Annotated in this window: 21 protein-coding genes; 13 read left to right on the top strand and 8 right to left on the bottom strand. The window is 61.2% G+C overall.

The window, feature by feature from the left end; genetic code table 11:
• Nucleotides 1-50: 50 nt before the first annotated feature.
• The gene (locus tag PspCFBP13508_RS09065) at nt 51-536 is read right to left on the bottom strand and encodes an Hcp family type VI secretion system effector (protein WP_056786550.1); all 486 of its coding nucleotides are present in this window, start codon (nt 534-536) and stop codon (nt 51-53) included.
• A 159-nt stretch (nt 537-695) separates the two neighbouring features.
• Entirely contained in the window at nt 696-1736 is a 1041-nt protein-coding gene (locus PspCFBP13508_RS09060; RefSeq protein WP_016772826.1) for a low specificity L-threonine aldolase, read from the bottom strand.
• 126 nt (nt 1737-1862) lie between these two features.
• Between PspCFBP13508_RS09060 and PspCFBP13508_RS09055 the strand changes: the two genes are divergently transcribed.
• The 8 genes from PspCFBP13508_RS09055 (at nt 1863) to fdhA (ending at nt 11975) form a co-directional block, all read left to right on the top strand.
• Nucleotides 1863-2573, top strand: a complete 711-nt coding sequence (locus PspCFBP13508_RS09055) for a TraX family protein (RefSeq protein ID WP_137214256.1) — start codon at nt 1863-1865, stop codon at nt 2571-2573.
• A gap of 287 nt (nt 2574-2860) precedes the next feature.
• A complete protein-coding gene (gene glyA / locus PspCFBP13508_RS09050) occupies nt 2861-4114 on the top strand; it encodes a serine hydroxymethyltransferase (RefSeq protein WP_024014589.1) in 1254 nt (417 codons plus the stop codon).
• A 21-nt stretch (nt 4115-4135) separates the two neighbouring features.
• Entirely contained in the window at nt 4136-5386 is a 1251-nt protein-coding gene (locus PspCFBP13508_RS09045; RefSeq protein WP_016772829.1) for a sarcosine oxidase subunit beta, read from the top strand.
• Nucleotides 5387-5400: 14 nt separating this feature from the next.
• On the top strand, nt 5401-5730 hold the full coding sequence (locus PspCFBP13508_RS09040) for a sarcosine oxidase subunit delta (protein ID WP_016772830.1): 330 nt from the start codon (nt 5401-5403) through the stop codon (nt 5728-5730).
• The gene (locus tag PspCFBP13508_RS09035) at nt 5727-8744 is read left to right on the top strand and encodes a sarcosine oxidase subunit alpha (protein ID WP_137214255.1); all 3018 of its coding nucleotides are present in this window, start codon (nt 5727-5729) and stop codon (nt 8742-8744) included. The genes PspCFBP13508_RS09040 and PspCFBP13508_RS09035 overlap by 4 nt, the downstream gene beginning before the upstream one ends.
• A 142-nt stretch (nt 8745-8886) precedes the next feature.
• Nucleotides 8887-9519, top strand: a complete 633-nt coding sequence (soxG, locus tag PspCFBP13508_RS09030; RefSeq protein WP_016772832.1) for a sarcosine oxidase subunit gamma family protein — start codon at nt 8887-8889, stop codon at nt 9517-9519.
• A 223-nt stretch (nt 9520-9742) separates the two neighbouring features.
• Nucleotides 9743-10600, top strand: a complete 858-nt coding sequence (gene purU, locus PspCFBP13508_RS09025; protein ID WP_137214254.1) for a formyltetrahydrofolate deformylase — start codon at nt 9743-9745, stop codon at nt 10598-10600.
• A gap of 175 nt (nt 10601-10775) precedes the next feature.
• Nucleotides 10776-11975 (top strand): formaldehyde dehydrogenase, glutathione-independent, encoded by a 1200-nt coding sequence (fdhA, locus tag PspCFBP13508_RS09020; protein WP_016772834.1) that lies wholly within the window; start codon nt 10776-10778, stop codon nt 11973-11975.
• A 57-nt stretch (nt 11976-12032) separates the two neighbouring features.
• Here fdhA and PspCFBP13508_RS09015 read toward each other — a convergent pair whose 3' ends face one another.
• Both PspCFBP13508_RS09015 and PspCFBP13508_RS09010 read right to left on the bottom strand, forming a co-directional pair.
• Nucleotides 12033-12245, bottom strand: a complete 213-nt coding sequence (locus tag PspCFBP13508_RS09015) for a cold-shock protein (protein ID WP_130909680.1) — start codon at nt 12243-12245, stop codon at nt 12033-12035.
• A 48-nt stretch (nt 12246-12293) separates the two neighbouring features.
• Nucleotides 12294-12536, bottom strand: coding sequence for a hypothetical protein (locus PspCFBP13508_RS09010; RefSeq protein ID WP_241662833.1), 243 nt, complete (start codon nt 12534-12536; stop codon nt 12294-12296).
• 222 nt (nt 12537-12758) lie between these two features.
• Here PspCFBP13508_RS09010 and PspCFBP13508_RS09005 point away from each other — a divergent pair, with 222 nt between their 5' ends.
• Entirely contained in the window at nt 12759-13316 is a 558-nt protein-coding gene (locus tag PspCFBP13508_RS09005; RefSeq protein ID WP_130909676.1) for a DUF2780 domain-containing protein, read from the top strand.
• 1 nt (nt 13317) lies between these two features.
• Here the strand turns inward: PspCFBP13508_RS09005 and PspCFBP13508_RS09000 are convergent, their stop codons facing one another.
• Nucleotides 13318-14205: an acyltransferase gene (locus PspCFBP13508_RS09000; protein WP_130909677.1), complete on the bottom strand. Its 888-nt coding sequence runs from the start codon at nt 14203-14205 to the stop codon at nt 13318-13320.
• Nucleotides 14206-14451: 246 nt separating this feature from the next.
• Between PspCFBP13508_RS09000 and PspCFBP13508_RS08995 the strand changes: the two genes are divergently transcribed.
• The 4 genes from PspCFBP13508_RS08995 (at nt 14452) to creD (ending at nt 18626) form a co-directional block, all read left to right on the top strand.
• Nucleotides 14452-14958: an ATP-dependent zinc protease gene (locus tag PspCFBP13508_RS08995; RefSeq protein ID WP_016772839.1), complete on the top strand. Its 507-nt coding sequence runs from the start codon at nt 14452-14454 to the stop codon at nt 14956-14958.
• Between the two features lie 69 nt (nt 14959-15027).
• Complete coding sequence (gene creB, locus PspCFBP13508_RS08990) at nt 15028-15708, top strand: two-component system response regulator CreB (RefSeq protein WP_137214253.1); 681 nt, start codon at nt 15028-15030, stop codon at nt 15706-15708.
• Complete coding sequence (gene creC / locus PspCFBP13508_RS08985) at nt 15708-17126, top strand: two-component system sensor histidine kinase CreC (RefSeq protein WP_137214252.1); 1419 nt, start codon at nt 15708-15710, stop codon at nt 17124-17126. Before creB ends, creC begins: the two co-directional genes overlap by 1 nt.
• A gap of 132 nt (nt 17127-17258) precedes the next feature.
• Nucleotides 17259-18626, top strand: coding sequence for a cell envelope integrity protein CreD (gene creD, locus PspCFBP13508_RS08980; RefSeq protein WP_137214251.1), 1368 nt, complete (start codon nt 17259-17261; stop codon nt 18624-18626).
• Nucleotides 18627-18807: 181 nt separating this feature from the next.
• Here the strand turns inward: creD and PspCFBP13508_RS08970 are convergent, their stop codons facing one another.
• The 3 genes from PspCFBP13508_RS08970 to PspCFBP13508_RS08955 all read right to left on the bottom strand — a co-directional run bounded on the left by PspCFBP13508_RS08970 (nt 18808) and on the right by PspCFBP13508_RS08955 (nt 20907).
• Nucleotides 18808-19437, bottom strand: a complete 630-nt coding sequence (locus PspCFBP13508_RS08970; RefSeq protein ID WP_137214250.1) for a glutathione S-transferase — start codon at nt 19435-19437, stop codon at nt 18808-18810.
• 163 nt (nt 19438-19600) lie between these two features.
• On the bottom strand, nt 19601-19780 hold the full coding sequence (locus PspCFBP13508_RS08960; RefSeq protein ID WP_110646298.1) for a hypothetical protein: 180 nt from the start codon (nt 19778-19780) through the stop codon (nt 19601-19603).
• A complete protein-coding gene (locus tag PspCFBP13508_RS08955; protein WP_122692409.1) occupies nt 19777-20907 on the bottom strand; it encodes a PepSY-associated TM helix domain-containing protein in 1131 nt (376 codons plus the stop codon). Before PspCFBP13508_RS08955 ends, PspCFBP13508_RS08960 begins: the two co-directional genes overlap by 4 nt.
• Nucleotides 20908-20978 lie beyond the last annotated feature (71 nt).

The following is a 20978-nucleotide window of genomic DNA, read 5'->3' as shown; positions in this document are numbered from 1 at the left end:
CAGCTTGCCGGCAACGTGTCGAACGTCGCTGAGACCATGGCGCCGATCGCTCAACCTTCTTCGCCCCACGAGGCATGGCCGCTGGTCCCGGCGAGGTGATGCACCCAGCTGATGCCACGATAACGAATGGCGACCTGCTCCTGAGGTTCCGCGTCGTTGTGCAGAATGACGTGGGGCATATCCAGGTTCAGTTCGGTGAGCACCGCGCCGTCGATCGAGACAGAAAAGTATTTTTCCTGCTGACCCTGAGGGGAGGTTCGGTAGAAGTTGATCTTGCAGTCGATCTCTTCACGGTTGGCCAGTGCCTGGGCGAGCAGCGGTGAAGATTTGTCGACGACTTTGGTGACAATGACCGGCGCGTGGGTGGCTCGGTGAGAGTTGTCGAGGTTGGCGAGGTTGTGGCTGTACGACAGCACCATGATTTCATCGGTGTGTGCCGCCTGATATCTGTTGCCGACCGAATCAGGCGTTGAGCAGCCTGCCGAAATCAGCCCTTGGGTCTTGCCCGTGATCGTCATGTAGCCGGGAATTGCCATCGCGTGCGCTCCTTGAATCGGGAGCGGGCAGTCTATGGCGGGATTTTTGTGCTTTCTGTAGGCCTTGGTGTAGTCCGATTCTGAAAATGCAGGTCTGCGACGCGCAGCCTCTGGGTTGCATTCCCGTGCTGAGCATGGGAATGCAAGCCGGGAGCGGAATCAGGCCGACATGACCTCGCGAATATCGCGCGCCAGTTCGCGCACGCGCTCTTCTTCGGTGTCCCAGGAGCACATGAAACGTGCGCCGCCCTTGCCGATGAAGGTGTAGAAACGCCAGTTCTTTGCAGTCAACGCAGCGATGGCCGGCTCGGACAGTTGCAGGAACACTCCATTGGCCTGCACCGGGAACATCAGTTCGACGCCGGGGATGTCGCTGACCAGTTCTGCCAGCAGTTGCGCGCAGTGGTTGGCGTGGCGGGCGTATTTGAGCCAGGCGTCGTTTTCCAGAATGCCGACCCACGGTGCCGACAAAAAGCGCATCTTCGACGCCAGTTGCCCGGCCTGCTTGCAGCGGTAGTCGAAGTCTTCGGCCAGTTTGTGGTTGAAGAACAGGATCGCTTCACCCACCGCCATGCCGTTCTTGGTGCCGCCGAAGCACAGCACGTCGACGCCGGCTTTCCAGGTCAGGTCGGCGGGCGAGCAGCCGAGGAATGCGCAGGCGTTGGAGAACCGCGCGCCGTCCATATGCAGGTGCAGGCCCAGTTCCTTGCAGGTTGCGCTGATGGCGCGGACTTCTTCCGGGGTGTAGACGCTGCCGACTTCAGTGGCTTGAGTCAGGGTCACCACACGCGGTTTCGGGTAGTGGATGTCCTGACGCTTTAGCGCGACCTCACGGATCGATTGCGGGGTGATCTTGCCGTTTTCAGTGCCGGCGATCAGCAGCTTCGAGCCGTTGGAAAAGAATTCCGGAGCGCCGCATTCGTCGGTTTCGACGTGGGCGGTTTCCGAGCAGATCACGCTGTGGTAACTCTGGCACAGCGACGACAGCGCCAGCGAGTTGGCGGCGGTGCCGTTGAAGGCGAAGAACACTTCGCAGTCGGTTTCGAACAGTTTGCGGAAATGATCGGCCGCGCGGGCGGTCCATTCATCGTCGCCGTAAGCGCGCTGGTGGCCGTGGTTGGCCTGTTCCATGGCAGCCCAGGCTTCCGGGCAGATCCCGGAATAGTTGTCGCTGGCGAATTGTTGGCTCTTGTCGGTCATGGCCGGCTTCCGTAATCGAGACTCTTGTGAAGGCTCGTGGTCAATGAGGATGCGCACTTTACCGAAGATCTTCCGGGGAGCACATGCGATGTCGGGTGGGGAAAATTACCAGTTTATGGGCCGATTATGCACCTGAGCCAACGCGACGGTGCCCTGGATCTGCTCAAGTGGCTGGCGCTGCTGAGCATGTTGCTCGATCACCTGCGATATGTCGGCTTCTCCGCCGACTGGCTGTATGTGCCGGGGCGCCTGGCGTTTCCATGGTTTTGCCTGGCGATGGCGGCGAATCTGGCACGAGACGGTTCGCGCAAGATGGAATGGCGCTATCTGGGCTGGCTGTTGCTGTTCAGCGCCATCAGCGAAATCCCTTATCGCTTTTATATCTCCGACCCTGACACATTCAACGTGATGCCGACGCTGGCGCTGGGCTTGCTGGTGGCGCGCGGCTGGCAGGACTCAGCGTCGGTGCCACGGTTGCTCGCGCTGGCCGCGCTGGTGGTTGCGGCGGTTTTTTCAGAACGACTGATGTTCGGTTTCTTCGGCGTAATGTTGCCATTGGCGATGCTGCTGGTGTTCCGCCGATCTTGGTATTTCAGCCTGTTGCCGGGGCTGGTGTGTCTGGCGGCGAACCAATGGCAGGTGCTGCTCGAATCGGCGCGATTCGGCAACAGCGTGGCGATGCTTGGTCTGGCGACGTGTGTGTTTGCGCCGATGCTCGGAATGTTCTTGTTGCGACATGGGCGACATCTGCAGCCACCACCGATGCGGCGCTGGGCGTATGCGCTGTATCCCGCGCATTTCCTCCTGCTGCTTGCCATCCGCCAAATCATCGCCTGACCCCTGTGGGAGCGAGCCGGCTCCGGGCGGCGTTCCGACGAAAGCGGTCTGCCAGCCAACTTCTATGTCGGATGTGCCGGCATCTTCGCGAGCAGGCTCGCTCCCACAGGGGATCTGCGGCGTTTCGAAGAGGTCATTTCCAGCCATGTCGTAAACGCACCTTTGCGTGGCGTCCGCAGGCATTTGAGCTGTCTGCACCGGCCATACCATCGCATCAAAGGGCACTGCCATCGTTGCCAGTGCCTTACCGAGACGAATGGCGCACAGATGCCGCTGGGAGAGACGCGATGTTCAGCAAGCAAGACCAGATCCAGGGTTACGACGATGCACTGCTGGCGGCGATGAATGCCGAGGAGCAACGTCAGGAAGATCACATCGAGCTGATCGCGTCGGAGAACTACACCAGCAAGCGCGTCATGCAGGCGCAGGGCAGCGGCCTGACCAACAAATACGCCGAAGGCTATCCGGGCAAGCGCTACTACGGTGGCTGCGAGCATGTGGACAAAGTCGAAGCACTGGCCATCGAACGCGCCAAGCAACTGTTCGGCGCCGACTACGCCAACGTCCAGCCGCACTCCGGCTCCTCGGCCAACAGCGCCGTGTACCTGGCGTTGATCCAGCCGGGTGACACCATCCTCGGCATGAGTCTGGCCCACGGCGGTCACCTGACCCACGGCGCGAAAGTGTCGTCCTCGGGCAAGCTCTACAACGCCGTGCAGTACGGCATCAACACCGACACCGGGCTGATCGACTACGACGAAGTCGAGCGTCTGGCGGTCGAGTGCAAACCGAAAATGATCGTTGCCGGTTTCTCTGCTTACTCGAAAACTCTGGACTTCCCGCGCTTCCGTCAGATCGCCGACAAGGTCGGTGCGCTGCTGTTCGTCGACATGGCTCACGTCGCCGGTCTGGTCGCTGCTGGCCTGTATCCGAACCCGCTGCCGTACGCCGATGTGGTCACCACCACTACGCACAAAACCCTGCGCGGTCCGCGTGGCGGGCTGATCCTGGCCAAGTCCAACGAAGAAATCGAGAAGAAGCTCAACGCCGCCGTTTTCCCCGGTGCTCAGGGCGGCCCGCTGATGCACGTCATCGCCGGTAAAGCGGTGTGCTTCAAGGAAGCGCTGGAGCCTGGCTTCAAGGCTTATCAGCAACAAGTGATCGACAATGCTCAGGCGATGGCCAGCGTGTTCATCAAGCGTGGTTACGATGTGGTCTCCGGCGGCACCGACAACCATCTGTTCCTGGTCAGCCTGATCCGTCAGGGCCTGACCGGCAAGGACGCCGATGCCGCGCTGGGCCGTGCCCACATCACGGTGAACAAGAATGCCGTGCCGAACGATCCGCAGTCGCCGTTCGTGACCTCGGGCCTGCGCATCGGCACCCCGGCGGTGACCACGCGCGGCTTCAAGGTCAGCCAGTGCGAAACCCTCGCCGGCTGGATCTGCGACATCCTCGACAACCTCGGCGACGCCGATGTCGAGGCCAATGTCGCCCAGCAGGTCTCGGCCCTGTGCGCAGACTTCCCGGTTTATCGCTGAGTCGGTTTTGGAGTAATGACTATGCAACGCTATTCCGGCTTCGGCCTGTTCAAACACTCGCTCAGCCACCACGAAAACTGGCAGCGCATGTGGCGCACGCCCACCCCGAAAAAAGTCTACGACGTGGTCATCGTCGGCGGCGGCGGGCACGGCCTGGCGACCGCCTATTACCTGGCGAAAGAACACGGCATCACCAACGTCGCCGTGGTCGAGAAAGGCTGGCTGGGCGGCGGTAACACCGCGCGCAACACCACCATCGTGCGTTCCAACTACCTGTGGGACGAGTCGGCGCACCTCTACGAACACGCGATGAAATTGTGGGAAGGCCTGTCGCAGGATCTCAACTACAACGTGATGTTCTCCCAGCGTGGCGTCTACAACCTGTGCCACACCCTGCAGGACATCCGTGATTCCGAGCGTCGGGTCAGCGCCAACCGCCTCAACGGCGTCGACGGCGAACTGCTCGACGCCAAGCAGGTTGCGGACGAGATTCCGTACCTGGACTGCTCGAAGAACACCCGTTACCCGATCATGGGCGCAACCGTGCAGCGTCGCGGCGGCGTCGCCCGACACGATGCCGTGGCCTGGGGCTTTGCCCGTGCCGCCGATGCCTTGGGCGTGGACCTGATCCAGCAGACCGAAGTGATCGGTTTCCGCAAGGAAAACGGCGTGTGCATCGGCGTCGAAACCAACAAGGGTTTCATCGGCGCCAAGCGCGTCGGCGTGGTCACGGCCGGTAACTCCGGGCACATGGCCAAGCTTGCCGGTTTCCGCCTGCCGATCGAATCCCACCCGCTGCAAGCGCTGGTCTCCGAGCCGATCAAGCCGATTATCGACAGCGTGATCATGTCCAACGCCGTACACGGTTACATCAGCCAGTCCGACAAGGGCGACCTGGTGATCGGCGCCGGTATCGACGGCTACAACGGCTACGGCCAGCGTGGTTCGTACCCGGTGATCGAACACACCATCCAGGCCATCGTCGAGATGTTCCCGGTGCTCTCGCGGGTACGCATGAACCGCCAGTGGGGCGGCATCGTCGACACCACCCCGGACGCTTGCCCGATCATCTCGAAAACGCCGGTACCGAACATGTTCTTCAACTGCGGTTGGGGCACCGGTGGCTTCAAGGCTACACCCGGCTCGGGCAACGTGTTTGCCGCGAGTCTGGCCAAGGGTGAAATGCACCCATTGGCTGCACCTTTCTCCATCGACCGTTTCCACAACGGTGCGTTGATCGATGAACACGGCGCTGCTGCGGTTGCCCACTAACAGGAGAAATCCCCATGTTGCATATCTTCTGTCCTCACTGCGGCGAACTGCGCTCTGAAGAGGAATTCCACGCATCCGGTCAGGCGCACATCCCGCGTCCGCTGGATCCGAACGCCTGCACCGATGAAGAGTGGGGCGACTACATGTTCTTCCGCGATAACCCGCGCGGTCTGCATCACGAGCTGTGGGACCACGTTGCCGGTTGCCGCCAGTACTTCAACGTCACTCGCGATACCGTGACCTACGAGATTCTCGAGAGCTACAAGATCGGCGAGAAGCCGCAATTCACCGACAAGGCTGGCACTGCGAAAACAGCCACGACGGCGCTGGGAGAGAAGGTATGAGCCAGACCAATCGCCTGTCCAACGGTGGACGGATCGACCGCAACAAAGTCCTGAGCTTCACCTTCAACGGCCAGACCTACAAAGGCTACGAAGGCGACTCGCTGGCCGCTGCACTGATTGCCAACGGCGTCGACATCATCGGCCGCAGCTTCAAGTATTCGCGCCCTCGCGGCATCTTCGCCGCCGGTTCCGAAGAGCCGAACGCGGTGTTGCAGATCGGTGCCACCGAAGCCACGCAGATTCCCAACGTGCGCGCCACGCAACAGGCGTTGTATCAGGGCCTGGTCGCCACCAGCACCAACGGCTGGCCGAGCGTCAACAACGACATGATGGGCATTCTCGGCAAGGTCGGCGGCAAGCTGATGCCGCCGGGTTTCTACTACAAAACCTTCATGTACCCGCAATCGTTCTGGATGACTTACGAGAAGTACATCCGCAAGGCTGCCGGCCTCGGCCGTTCGCCGACCGAGAACGATCCGGACACCTACGACTACATGAACCAGCACTGCGACGTGCTGATCGTCGGCGCCGGCCCGGCCGGTCTCACCGCTGCCCTGGCCGCTGCGCGCAGCGGTGCCCGCGTGATTCTGGCCGATGAGCAGGAAGAGTTCGGCGGCAGCCTGCTCGACTCGCGCGAAAGCCTCGACGGCAAACCGGCGATGGAATGGGTCGCCAGTGTCATCGCTGAATTGAAGAACACCCCGGACGTGCTGTTGTTGCCGCGCGCCACGGTCAATGGTTACCACGACCACAACTTCCTGACCATTCACGAACGCCTCACCGATCACCTCGGTGACCGCGCGCCGATCGGTCAGGTGCGGCAGCGCATCCACCGTGTCCGCGCCAAGCGTGTGGTGCTGGCGACCGGCGCCCACGAGCGTCCGCTGGTGTACGGCAACAACGACGTGCCGGGCAACATGCTCGCTGGCGCGGTGTCGACTTACGTGCGTCGTTATGGCGTAGCGCCAGGCAAAAAACTGGTGCTGTCGACCAACAATGATCACGCCTATCGCGTCGCTCTGGATTGGCTCGATGCCAGTCTGCAAGTCGTCGCCATCGCTGACGCCCGCAGCAATCCGCGCGGTGCATTGGTCGAAGAAGCGCGCGCCAAAGGCATTCGCATCCTCACCGGCAGCGCGGTCATTGAAGTGCGTGGCAGCAAGCGTGTCAGCGCTGCCCGCGTCGCTGCGATTGACGTCAAAGCACACGCTGTGACTAGCCCAGGCGAGTGGCTCGACTGCGACCTGGTTGCCAGTTCCGGCGGCTACAGCCCAGTGGTTCACTTGGCGTCGCACTTGGGCGGCAAACCGGTCTGGCGTGAAGACATTCTCGGTTTCGTACCGGGCGAAGCGCCGCAGAAACGTGTGTGCGTCGGTGGCATCAATGGCGTCTACGCGCTCGGCGATTCGCTGGCCGACGGTTTCGAAGGTGGCGTGCGCGCTGCCGCCGAAGCCGGTTTCCAGACCGTCGAAGGCGTGTTGCCGAAAGCCCTGAGCCGTCTCGAAGAGCCGACCCTGGCGCTGTTCCAGGTGCCGCACGAGAAGAACTCGGCGCGTGCACCGAAGCAATTCGTCGACTTCCAGAACGATGTCACCGCCGGTGGCATCGAATTGGCGACCCGTGAAGGTTTCGAGTCGGTCGAGCACGTCAAACGCTACACCGCGCTGGGCTTCGGCACCGATCAGGGCAAGCTCGGCAACGTCAACGGTCTGGCCATTGCCGCCCGTTCGCTGAACGTGACCATCCCGCAGATGGGCACCACCATGTTCCGTCCGAACTACACGCCGGTGACCTTCGGCGCCGTGGCCGGTCGGCATTGCGGGCACATCTTCGAACCGGTGCGCTACACCGCGCTGCATGCCTGGCATGTGAAGAACGGCGCCGAGTTTGAAGACGTCGGCCAGTGGAAACGTCCTTGGTACTTCCCGAAAAACGGCGAAGATCTGCATGCAGCGGTGAAGCGCGAATGCAAAGCCGTGCGCGACAGCGTTGGCCTGCTCGATGCCTCGACCCTCGGCAAGATCGACATCCAAGGCCCGGATGCCCGCGAGTTCCTCAACCGCGTGTACACCAACGCCTGGACCAAGCTCGACGTGGGCAAAGCGCGCTACGGTCTGATGTGCAAGGAAGACGGCATGGTCTTCGACGACGGGGTGACCGCGTGTCTGGCCGACAACCATTTCGTCATGACCACCACCACCGGCGGCGCCGCGCGCGTACTGCAATGGCTGGAGCTGTACCACCAGACCGAATGGCCGGAACTGAAGGTGTACTTCACGTCGGTCACCGACCACTGGGCGACCATGACCCTGTCCGGGCCGAACAGCCGCAAGCTGCTCAGCGCCGTGACTGACATCGATCTGAGCAACGAAGCGTTCCCGTTCATGACCTGGAAAGAAGGTCTGGTCGGCGATGTGCCGGCGCGGGTGTTCCGTATCTCGTTCACCGGTGAGCTGTCGTACGAAGTCAACGTGCAGGCCGATTATGCGATGGGCGTGCTGGAGAAAATCGTCGAGGCCGGCAAGCAGTACAACCTGACGCCGTACGGCACCGAAACCATGCACGTGCTGCGGGCCGAGAAGGGCTTCATCATCGTCGGCCAGGACACCGACGGCTCGATGACCCCGGATGACCTGAACATGGGCTGGTGTGTCGGTCGCACCAAACCGTTCTCGTGGATCGGCCAGCGCGGCATGAACCGCGAAGATTGCGTGAAGGACCAGCGCAAACAACTGGTGGGCCTCAAGCCGATCGATCCGACCAAATGGCTGCCGGAAGGTGCGCAGCTGGTGTTCAACACCAAGCAGGCGATCCCGATGACCATGGTCGGCCACGTGACCTCCAGCTACGCGCACAACTCCCTCGGTTATTCGTTTGCCATGGGTGTGGTCAAGGGCGGTCTCAAGCGCATGGGCGAGCGGGTGTTCGCACCGCTGGCCGATGGCAGCGTGATCGAAGCGGAGATCGTGTCTTCGGTGTTCTTCGATCCGAAGGGTGATCGCCAGAACATCTGACAACCTCGGGAGCGGTGGGCGGGCGGCTATTCGCGAGCAGGCTCGCTCCCACATTCGATCGCGTTCCCCTGTGGGAGCGAGCCTGCTCGCGAAGGCGGCGGCACAGCAACCACAGGAACCAACAGAATTCAGAAGGTGCTTTATGACCACAGCCAATGTTTACCAGCAACGCCCGACCACCGGCGCCCGTGCCGAGTCGTCGCTGCACCATGCCGACCTCGCCAGCCTGGTCGGCAAGGGCCGCAAGAACGCCGGCGTGATCGTGCGGGAAAAGAAACTCCTCGGCCACCTGACCATTCGTGGCGATGGCCACGATGCAGCCTTCGCGGCCGGTGTGCACAAAGCGTTGGGCATTGAATTGCCCGGCGCGCTGAGCGTGATCGTCAAAGGCGAAACCAGCCTGCAATGGATGGGCCCGGACGAGTGGCTGCTGATCGTGCCAAGCGGCGAAGAATTCGCCGCCGAGCAGAAACTGCGTGAAGCGCTGGGCGATCTGCACATCGCCATCGTCAACGTCAGCGGCGGCCAGCAGATTCTCGAACTGAGCGGGCCGAACGTGCGTCAGGTGCTGATGAAGTCCACCAGCTATGACGTGCACCCGAACAACTTTCCGGTCGGTAAAGCGGTGGGCACGGTGTTCGCCAAGTCGCAGCTGATGATTCGCCATACCGCCGAAGACACCTGGGAACTGCTGATCCGGCGCAGCTTCTCGGATTACTGGTGGTTGTGGTTGCAGGATGCTTCGGCTGAGTACGGGTTGAGCGTTCAGGCCTGAAAAAGATCAAGAGCTACCCCCTCACCCCAGCCCTCTCCCCCAGGGGGGAGAGGGGGGAAAGGGAGCAGATTTGTGTGTTTTTCGAGCCTGAGTTCGCCGCGCTATTTCAGGTCGGCGTAGCTCGAAAGAACACCTCGGTCAGTCCCCTCTACCTCCGGGAGAGGGCTAGGGTGAGGGAAAAAAATCCCCTGACACCCCGCACAAGAACAGGAGTCACCGCACCATGAGCCGCGCCCCAGACACATGGATTCTGACCGCCGACTGCCCCAGCGTCCTCGGCACGGTGGACGCGGTCACGCGTTTTCTGTTCGAGCAGGGCTGTTATGTCACCGAGCACCACTCGTTCGATGACCGCCTCTCGGGGCGCTTCTTCATCCGCGTGGAATTCCGTCAGCCTGATGGTTTCGATGAGCAATCTTTCCGCGCAGGTTTGGCCGAGCGCGGAGCGGCGTTCGGCATGCTCTTCGAGCTGACCGCGCCGAACTACCGGCCGAAAGTGGTGATCATGGTGTCCAAAGCCGATCACTGCCTCAACGACTTGCTCTATCGCCAGCGCATCGGCCAGTTGTCTATGGACGTGGCCGCGGTGGTGTCCAACCATCCGGATCTCAAGCCGTTGGCCGACTGGCACCAGATTCCCTACTACCATTTCCCTCTCGACCCCAATGACAAACCGGCGCAGGAGCGTCAGGTCTGGCAGGTGATCGAAGAGGCCGGTGCCGAACTGGTGATCCTCGCCCGCTACATGCAGGTGCTATCGCCGGAGCTGTGCCGCAAGCTCGATGGCAAGGCGATCAACATTCATCACTCGCTGCTGCCGGGCTTCAAGGGCGCCAAGCCGTATCACCAGGCCTACAACAAGGGCGTGAAACTGGTGGGCGCGACGGCGCATTACATCAACAACGATCTCGATGAAGGGCCGATCATCGCCCAGGGCGTCGAGGCGGTGGATCACAGTCATTATCCCGAGGACCTGATTGCCAAGGGGCGCGATATCGAAGGCCTGACGCTGGCGCGGGCGGTTGGGTATCACATCGAAAGACGGGTGTTCTTGAACGCTAACAGAACCGTCGTTCTCTAGATCGCTTTCGCGAGCAGGCTCGCTCCCACAGGGGTATGCATTCCAATGTGGGAGCGAGCCTGCTCGCGAAGGGGCCATAACAAACAACGCAAGACCAACAAGCAATACCCGAGCACTCAACGCGCTGCCCAACCCGGGCAACGCGGTTCCATAAAAACAACAGCGAGGTGAAAGCATGTCTGGCAATCGTGGTGTGGTGTATCTCGGCGCTGGCAAGGTCGAAGTACAGAAAATCGACTATCCGAAAATGCAAGACCCGCGCGGTCGCAAGATCGAGCACGGGGTCATTCTCAAAGTGGTTTCCACCAACATCTGCGGCTCCGACCAGCACATGGTGCGCGGTCGGACCACGGCGCAGACCGGTCTGGTGCTGGGTCACGAAATCACCGGCGAGGTGATCGAAAAGGGCTCCGACGTCGAAAACCTGAAGATCGGCGATCTGGTCTCTGTTCCGTTCAACGTAGCTTGCGGGCGCTGCCGTTCCTGCAAGGAGCAACACACCGGCGTCTGCCTGACCGTCAACCCGGCCCGTGCCGGCGGCGCATACGGTTACGTCGACATGGGCGACTGGACCGGTGGCCAGGCTGAATACGTGCTGGTGCCGTACGCCGACTTCAACCTGCTGAAACTGCCGGATCGCGACAAGGCCATGGAGAAAATCCGCGACCTGACCTGCCTCTCCGACATCCTCCCGACCGGTTACCACGGCGCCGTCACTGCCGGCGTTGGCCCGGGCAGCTCCGTGTACATCGCCGGCGCCGGTCCGGTCGGTCTGGCCGCTGCCGCTTCCGCACGTTTGCTTGGTGCTGCGGTGGTGATTGTCGGCGACGTCAATACCATCCGCCTGGCCCACGCCAAGGCCCAGGGTTTTGAGGTCGTCGACCTGTCCAAGGACACCCCGCTGCACGAACAGATCGCTGCACTGCTGGGCGAGCCGGAAGTGGACTGCGCAGTGGACTGCGTTGGCTTCGAAGCACGCGGCCACGGCCACGACGGCGTCAAGGCCGAAGCCCCGGCCACGGTGCTCAACTCACTGATGGGTGTAGTGCGCGTTGCCGGCAAGATCGGTATCCCTGGCCTGTACGTCACCGAAGATCCAGGTGCCGTCGACGCCGCCGCAAAAATGGGCAGCCTGAGCATCCGCTTCGGCCTGGGCTGGGCCAAATCCCACAGCTTCCACACCGGCCAGACTCCAGTCATGAAGTACAACCGCCAGTTGATGCAGGCGATCATGTGGGATCGCATCAACATCGCTGAAGTGGTCGGCGTGCAAGTGATCAGCCTCGATCAGGCGCCGGAAGGTTACGGCGAGTTCGACGCCGGCGTGCCGAAGAAGTTTGTGATTGATCCGCACAAGTTGTTCAGTGCGGCGTAAGTGTTAGCGCAACGCAAAACGGCGACCTCAGGGTCGCCGATTTTTTTTGGTTATGGTTCATTCAACGCGGACTTGAGCTGCTTGCAAGCCTTTCTGTCCCTTCTCGGCCACGAATGAAACTGACTGTCCTTCTTTGAGCGATTTGAATCCATCGGATTCAATTGCCTTGAAATGGACGAAGAGGTCAGCACCGCCATCAGCAGGGGTAATAAATCCAAAGCCTTTATCGTCGTTAAACCACTTTACGGTACCGCTTGTTCTGTTTGACATATCCATGCTTCCTGTTTGCTTTTCAAAACCAAGGATCACGACCAGGATTTATCTGTTCCTTCTGTCGCGAACCAGTCGAACATTGATTGCGTATTGCTGCCCTGTATCGCTTTTTATCACTTCATAACTGACCCTTCGTCCGGCCTTGATTTCTCCAATGATGGGATCGTTCGGATCAACGCAAAAGATGATTGCTGAGGGTTGCGCAATCACTTCCTTTGCAGCGCCCTTGGACGGTCTCTTCACCGGCGCGATGATCGAGTCGTCGCGGTCTGACAATCGCTTCTCCATCGCAGCACCTCCCTCAGAATGATCCGCGGCAAACTTGTCTCGAATTCAAATCTAAACAACTCGAATAGAGCTGATAACTGTTAGGTTTGACAGTTTTTAGAAACGTTTTGGAATAGCCTGAATATCAATTTGGAATGACCGGAACATGCCACCGGATCCCCGGTCAAACCGGCAGTTTCGTCGCCGTTGTCCGGTGGCAGCTTTCTCCAAGAGGATGTCTGAATGAAGATTTCACGCGGTTTTGCCCTGGCATCGCTCCTGACCCTAGCCGCCGGGCCGGTGTTTGCCGGGTTCAGTCTGAATGACGTGGCCGGCGTGGTGTCGGGGATGCAGGGTGGTGACAAGGCGGCCGCTGCGGCGCCGACCTCGGAAACCGCTGGTTTGTTGAGTGCTCTGAGTGCGCTGGACGTCACGCCGGAGCAGGCCGTTGGCGGCACCAGCGCGATGCTCGGGTTGGCGAAGAATCAGTTGAGCAGCACCGACTATTCGCAACTGGCCAAGGAAGTGCCGGGCATCGACAAATTGTCCGGTGGCAGCGGCAATTTGGCGGCGCTCGGGGCGTTGCTCGGTTCGTCCGGCAAGTCCGCTGGCCTGGAAAATGCGCTGGGCAACGTCAAAGACAGCAACGACCTGAACAACGCGTTCAGCGCGCTGGGCATGGACAGCGGCATGATCGGCCAGTTTGCCCCGGTGCTGCTGCAATACCTCGGTCAGCAGGGCGTCGGCGGTTCGCTGTTGAGCAGCCTGGGCAGCATCTGGGGTGTCGGCAGCGGCACTTGAGTCAGCGGCGCTCGTTGCGCAGCTCGACGATGCGTTGATCCTTCTCGGTCCAGAGCTGGTTGACCCAGTTCTGGACGTGTTGGCGAAAGGCCGGATCTTTCTCGTAATCGCCCTGCCACAGCGTCGGGTCGAGTTCGCGGGTCCTGATGTCGATGATCACTCGCGGCACGTTGCCGCTGATCAGGTCCCAGAAGCCCGGGATTTTTTCCTGCGGATACACCACCGTCACATCAAGCATCGCGTCGAGCTGTTCACCCATCGCTGCCAGCACGAACGCCACGCCGCCGGCCTTGGGTTTGAGCAAGTGGCTGAACGGTGAATCCTGCTGGGTGCTTTTCGCCAGGGTGTAGCGGGTGCCCTCCAGATAGTTCACCACCGTCACCGGCTGCCGTTTGAACAGCTCGCACGCCGCTTTGGTGATTTCGAGATCCTTGCCCGCCAGCTCGGGGTTCTTTGCCAGAAAGGCTTTGGTGTAGCGCTTCATGAACGGGTAATCCAGCGCCCACCACGCCAAGCCGAGGAACGGCACCCAGATCAGCTCTTTCTTCAGAAAGAACTTGAAGAACGGCGTGCGCCGGTTGAGGGTCTGGATCAGCGCCGGAATGTCGACCCACGATTGATGGTTGCTGACCACCAGATAGGACGTGTCGCGGCGCAGATCGTCGCCGCCGCGTATGTCCCATTGCGTCGGGATGCACAGCTGGAAGATCAGCTTGTCGATCTCGGCCCAGGTCTCGGCAATCCACATCACCGCACCTGATGCGTGGTCACGCCAGCGCCCGGGTGCAACCAGTTTGAGCAGGGCAAACACCATCAACGGCCCGATCAGGATCAAGGTGTTGAGCAACAGCAGCAGGGTGACGAAACAGCCGGTGAGCAGGCGGCGCATAAGCAACTCTATGAAGTGGCAGGGGCGAGCCATGATAAGCAGCTTCGCGCAGCAGGCCAAATCGGTGCTGACGAATGTTTCACTTTTCAAACCGTAAGATCAAAAGATCGCAGCCTTCGGCAGCTCCTACACCGATCCCTGTAGGAGCTGCCGAAGGCTGCGATCTTTTGATCTTGATTCAGCCGAACGAATTCAAAGGTGACGGTCTAAAATCCCGTTGCCCAACCTCCCAAGGAAGCCCCTTACGTGAAATCCCTCCTTGCTCTGTTTGCCCTTGTCGCGCTGCCGGTCATGGCCGCCGAGCCGACGCTGTACGGTCGCTACGAATACATCGCACTGCCGGAAATCGGTGGCGAAGTGCTCAAGGCCAAGATGGACACCGGCGCGCTGACCGCCTCGCTGTCGGCCAAGGACATCGAGACCTTCACCCGCGACGGCGAAGACTGGGTACGTTTCCGCCTCGCCACCAAGGACGCCAGCAACAAGGTTTTCGAGCACAAGGTCGCGCGCATCAGCAAGATCAAAAGCCGTTCCGACGAGGACGATGAAGAGCGTGACAGCAGCGATGTCGCCAAGCGCCCGGTGGTCGATCTGGAACTGTGCCTGGGCAACGTCAAGCGCACCGTCGAGGTCAACCTGACCGACCGCAGCCACTTCAACTATCCGCTGCTGATCGGCGCCAAGGCCTTGCGGGAGTTCGGCGCGGCGGTCAATCCGGCGCGGCGTTACACCGCCGACAAGCCTGACTGCTAAGTGGTCTGATTGACGTAACCCCGGGCTTGGGGCACCGTTCGCGCACTAACTGCCACGGGCTCGGACGCCATGCCGCACATCCTGATTGTCGAAGACGAAGCGGCGATTGCCGACACATTGATTTTTGCCTTGCAGGGCGAGGGGTTCAGCACCACGTGGCTGAACCTTGGCGCGGCGGCGCTGGGGCATCAGCGGCAAACCCCGGCCGACCTGATCATTCTCGATATCGGTCTGCCGGACATCAGTGGCTTCGAAACCTGCAAGCAATTGCGGCGCTTCACGGAAGTGCCGGTGCTGTTTCTCAGCGCCCGCGACGCCGAGATCGACCGCGTGGTGGGTCTGGAGATCGGTGCCGACGATTACGTGGTCAAGCCGTTCAGCCCGCGTGAAGTGGCGGCGCGGGTCAAGGCCATCCTCAAACGCATGGCGCCGCGCGCAACCCTGGAAGCAGGCTCAACGCTGTTTCGCATCGATGCCGAACGCGTACAGATCAGCTATCGCGGCCAGCCGCTGAGCCTGACCCGCCATGAATTCCGCTTGTTGCAATGCCTGCTCGAACAACCTGAGCGGGTGTTCAGCCGCGAGCAATTGCTCGATGCGCTGGGCGTAGCGGCCGACGCCGGTTACGAGCGCAGCATCGACAGTCACATCAAAAGCCTGCGCGCCAAGTTGCGCCTGGTGCGCGCCGAGGCCGAGCCGATTCAGACCCATCGGGGCCTCGGTTACAGCTACAGCCCGGGGCACAGCTGATGTCGCTGGGGCTGCGGATCTTTCTTGTGTACGTGCTGTTTGTCGGCCTGACCGGTTATTTCGTCCTCAATACGGTGATGGAAGAAATTCGCCCCGGCGTGCGCCAGTCCACCGAAGAGACGCTGGTCGACACCGCCAACCTGATGGCAGAAATCCTGCGCGACGATTTCAAGGCCGGCACCCTCAGCGAGAACCGCTGGCCGCAATTGCTCCGCGCCTATGGCGAGCGGCAGCCGCAAGCGACCATCTGGGGCTTGCCGAAAAACCAGGTCAACCACCGCATCTACGTCACCGACGCCAAGGGCATCGTCGTGCTCGACTCCAGCGGCGTCGCGGTCGGCCAGGATTATTCGCGCTGGAACGACGTCTACCTGACCCTGCGCGGCGAGTACGGCGCGCGCTCCAGCCGCAGTGATCCTGACGATCCGAGCTCCTCGGTGATGCACGTCGGCGCTCCGATCCGTGACAACGGCAAGATCATCGGCGTGGTCACCGTGGCCAAGCCCAACAGTTCGCTGCAACCCTACGTCGATCGCACCGAACGGCGTTTGCTGTTTTACGGCGCCGGACTGATCGGCCTTGGTCTGCTGTTCGGTGCGTTGCTGTCGTGGTGGCTGAGTCGTGCGCTGCACCGCTTGACCGGTTATGCCCAGGCCGTGAGCGAAGGCCGGCGCGTGGAAGTGCCGCACTATCGTGGTGGCGAGCTGGAGCAACTGGCGACGGCGGTCGAGCAGATGCGCACGCAGCTCGAAGGCAAGGCCTACGTCGAGCGCTATGTGCACACCCTGACCCATGAATTGAAGAGTCCGCTGGCGGCGATCCGGGGCGCGGCGGAGTTGCTGCAAAGCGAGATGCCGCCGGCCCAGCGTCTGCGCTTCGTCGGCAACATCGACAGCGAAAGCGCACGAATGCAGCAGTTGATCGAGCGCCTGCTTAACCTGGCGCAGGTGGAACAGCGCCAAGGGCTGGAAGAAAGGGTGGCAGTGCCGCTGGCGCTGTTGGTCGCAGAATTGCTCAAGGCGCAGGCCGCGCGGATCGAGGGCAAACAACTGCGCGTCGAGCAAGCGATCGGTGAGGAGTTGCTGCTGATTGGCGAGCCGTTTCTGCTGCGTCAGGCGTTGGGAAATCTGCTGGAAAATGCACTGGATTTCACCCCGACGCAGGGCCTTTTGCGCTTTAGTGCCGAGCGGGTTGGCGAGCACGTCGAGTTCCGCCTGTTCAACCAGACCACGCCGATTCCCGATTACGCCTTGCCACGCCTGACCGAACGCTTCTACTCGTTGCCGCGCCCGGACAGCGGACGCAAGAGCACCGGGCTGGGGCTGAACTTCGTTGAAGAAGTGGTCAAGTTGCATGGTGGGGTGATGCGCATTAGCAATGTCGAGGGCGGGGTTGAGGTGGTATTGCGCTTGCCTTGAAACCGAGTCGCGACCTTCGCGAGCAGGCTCGCTCCCACAGGGGAATGCATTCTCCACACAATCTCCATATTCCCCGCACATTCCCTCCACACCGCATCGCCAGACTCCCCCCATCCAAACAGGGAGAGTCCCATGAACAAGAATCTGACCATCAAACTCGGCGCGATCGCCTTGCTGATCCTGCTGTTGCTGATCCCGTTGCTGATGATCGACGGCATCATCGATGAGCGTCAGCAACTGCGCGACGGTGTGCTCGAAGACATCGCGCGCAGCTCCAGTTACAGCCAGCAGCTGACCGGACCGGTGATGGTGGTGCCGTATCGCAAGGTGGTGCGCACCTGGAAGACCAACGAGAAAACCAACAAGCGCTACGAAGAAGTCAGTGAAGCGCGCGGGCGTCTGTACTTTCTGCCGGAGCGTTTTGAACTCGACGGCCAGGTGCAAACCGAACTGCGCAAACGCGGCATTTACGAGGCGCGACTGTTCCACGCCGATAACCGTATCGACGGGCATTTTTCCCTGCCGGCGCATCTGGGCATCAAGGAGAATTTTGCCGATTACCAATTCGACGCGCCGTTCCTCGCCGTGGGTATCAGCGATATTCGTGGCATCGAAAACGCGCTGAAACTCGAGCTCGGCGGCCAGCAACTGGACTTTGTGCCCGGCAGCGAAGTGGCGTGGATCGGTGAGGGTGTACACGTGACCCTGCCGGCGCTCGACGCCAGCAAAGCCACGCAACTGACCTTCGGTTTCGACCTGCGCCTGCAAGGCACCGGCTCGCTGCGTGTGGTGCCGGTGGGCAAGACCAGCAGTGTCAGCCTCGCCGCCAACTGGCCGCACCCCAGCTTCGTTGGCAACTTCCTGCCGGCCAAGCGCGAGATCAACGATCAGGGTTTCAGCGCCGACTGGCAGACCTCGTTTTTCTCCACCAACCTGCAAGAGGCGATGGAGCGCTGCGTCGCTGGCGACTGTGATGCACTCAACGGGCGCAGCTTCGGCGTCAGCTTCATCGATCCGGTGGATCAGTACCTGAAGAGCGACCGGGCGATAAAATACGCGCTGCTGTTCATCGTCCTGACATTCGCCGGTTTCTTCCTCTTCGAAGTGCTCAAGAGCCTGGCGGTGCACCCGGTGCAATATGCCTTGGTCGGTGTTGCGCTGGCGTTCTTTTACCTGCTGCTGTTGTCGCTGTCCGAACACATCGGTTTTGCGCTGGCGTATCTGTTGTCGGCGAGTGGCTGCGTGTTGCTGATCGGCTTCTATGTCAGCCACGTCCTGCGCAGCGCGCGGCATGGTTTGAGTTTCTCGGCCGGGCTGGCGGCGCTGTATGGCTTGCTGTACGGCTTGCTCAGCGCCGAGGATTACGCGCTGCTGATGGGCTCGCTGATGCTGTTCGGTCTGCTCGGGGTGTTCATGGTGCTGACGCGCAAACTGGACTGGTACGGGATTGGTTTGAAGCCGGCCAGGCCGCTGGAGTTTGATGTGGAGGCGATGCAATGAGCGGGTGGCTTGGGTTACGCGAGGAACAGCGTGAAGCGGAGGTTTTGGTGACGCTGCTTATTGCGTCACTACCTCAGAAACCGAGTTGGTGCATTCGCGAGCAAGCTCGCTCCCACATTGGAATGTGGTCAACTGTGGGAGCGAGCCTGCTCGCGAAGAGGCCGGAACAGGCAGCCCAGATCTAAGGCTTGGGCATCGTCGCCACCATGGACGGTCGCTGACTCACTTCAAAATACCAATTGCCCAGTTGTGGATTGGCTGCACGCCAGTCCATGTCCGGGAAGCGCAGATCCAGATAGCCCAAAGCGCAGGCCACGCTGATCGCCGCAACATCGAAATGGCTGGTCAGCTCGGCAATCGCTTCGTTCTCAAGCACGGCGAGGGCGCGGCGGATCTTGTCGCGCTGGGCGTCGAGCCACTCGTCCCAGTGTTTTTCCACCGGGCGCAGAACGGTTTCATAACGCACCATCACCGAGGCATCCATGATCCCGTCAGCCATCGACGCCAGCGTCAGGCGCCGCCAGCGCGCCGCACCTTCACGGGGGATCAGCGGATTGCCGACGTTCTGCTGGTCGAGGTACTCGAGGATGACGCGGCTGTCATGGATGACATTGCCGTCGGCCAGGCGCAGGGCGGGGATCTTGCTCAACGGGTTGTCGGCGATCAGCGCAGGGTTCGGGCTGACCGGGCTGAGCACACAGTCCTGCAGCGCGACACGATCCTGCTGACCGGTTTCGTGGAGCAGCACCATGACTTTGCGGACAAAGGGCGACAGGGTGTTGTGGTACAGGGTCATGCTGGGGGCGGACATGGGCAAGGTCTCGATCAGGACAATGATCGGGCAGCATAGCCTGCTCGAGTCCGGCGCAGAACCCATGTGGGAGCGAGCCTGCTCGCGAAGGCGTCGTGACAGTCGACTTTGATGTTGAATGTCCGGGCGCTTTCGCGAGCAGGCTCGCTCCCACAAGGGATTCTCAGCTTCGCGGCAGAAAACCTCTCATCGCCAGAAATGCCGGCACGCCAAGCCCGACCCAGCTCAAGGCATCCCAGATTCCATCCCCCAGCAACGCCGCAAACAGCCCCGCCGCACTGAGCAGGGCGATCACGATCGGTGTACTGAAAACCTTCCAGAAACTCGACTGACGCGGCTTCATGCCGAGGCCTCCGCCGTTTCCAGAACAGGCTTGGCCGCCTTGCGCCGCACTACCCAAAGATAAACGCCACTGGCCAACACGATGATCGTCAGCACATCCAGCGTCGCCCAGAGAATCTTCATCGGCATGCCGCCATAGTCACCAAAGTGCAGCGGTTGCGACATGCCCATGGCGTCCATGTACCACGGACGTTCGGCCACGGCGGTGACCTGCAAGGTCGTGGCGTCGATCAGCACTGGTGTCAGCAGGTGCGAGGTCAGGTGCGTGCCGCCCTTCATGAACACCGAATAATGGTGCTCGCTGGAAAAGCGCGTGCCGGGGAAGGCGATGAAATCCGGCTTCATCCCCGGTGCGACTTCCTCGGCGATGTCGAGCAGCCGCGTAGCCGGCGCCAGTTGGGTCAGCGGCGGCGCATCGCGATACGGCGCGATCAGCGTGGTCAACGCGTCGTTGCGCCAGGCAGCGATGAGCAGGTCGGCGCAGGCGCTGATCACTCCGGTCACGCCCACCACCAGGCACCAGGTCAAAGTGACGACGCCGATCAGGTTGTGCAGGTCGAGCCAGCGCAGTCTTGTCGATTTGTCTTGGCGCACGGTACCGAATTTCAAGCGGCGCATGAACGGCAGGTACAGCACCGTGCCGGACACGATCGCCACGACAAACAACAGACCCATGAACGCCAGCAGCAGCTTGCCCGGCAGCCCGGCGAACATGTCGACGTGCAGGCGCAGGATGAACAGCATCAAGCCACCGTTGGCCGAAGGGGTTTCCAGCGCTTCGCCAGTGCGCGCATCGAGCATGAAGGTGTGCGAAGAGTTCGGCTCGGTGTCGGCCGTCCTGGCCATGATCGCGAATGCCGCGTTCGGCTCTTCGTCGTCATAACCGAAGTACTGCATGACTTCGCCCGGGCGATGTTTCTGCGCGGCATCGACCAGTTGCTGCAGATCGAGTTGCGGCGTGTCGGCCGGCATCTCGCGCAGCTCCGGGGCGTTGCCCAGCGCGTGATCAATCTCGTGGCTGAAAATCAGCGGCAGACCGGTCAGCGCCAGCATCAGCAGAAACACCGTGCAGATCAGGCTGGTCCAGGTGTGGATGAACGACCAGCGGCGGATGGTTTTACTTTTCATTGCATGACCTTCAAAAACACCAAAGCCGCCCGGTGCGGACGGCCTGGGAACAGGGCCTGTTTCAGCTCACT

Origin of the sequence: Pseudomonas sp. CFBP13508, assembly GCF_005233515.1 — a bacterium.
Classification (GTDB): Bacteria; Pseudomonadota; Gammaproteobacteria; order Pseudomonadales; family Pseudomonadaceae; genus Aquipseudomonas; species Aquipseudomonas mercuritolerans.
The sequence above is the reverse complement of the archived record's forward strand: the minus strand, read 5'-3'. Positions and strand labels throughout refer to the sequence as shown.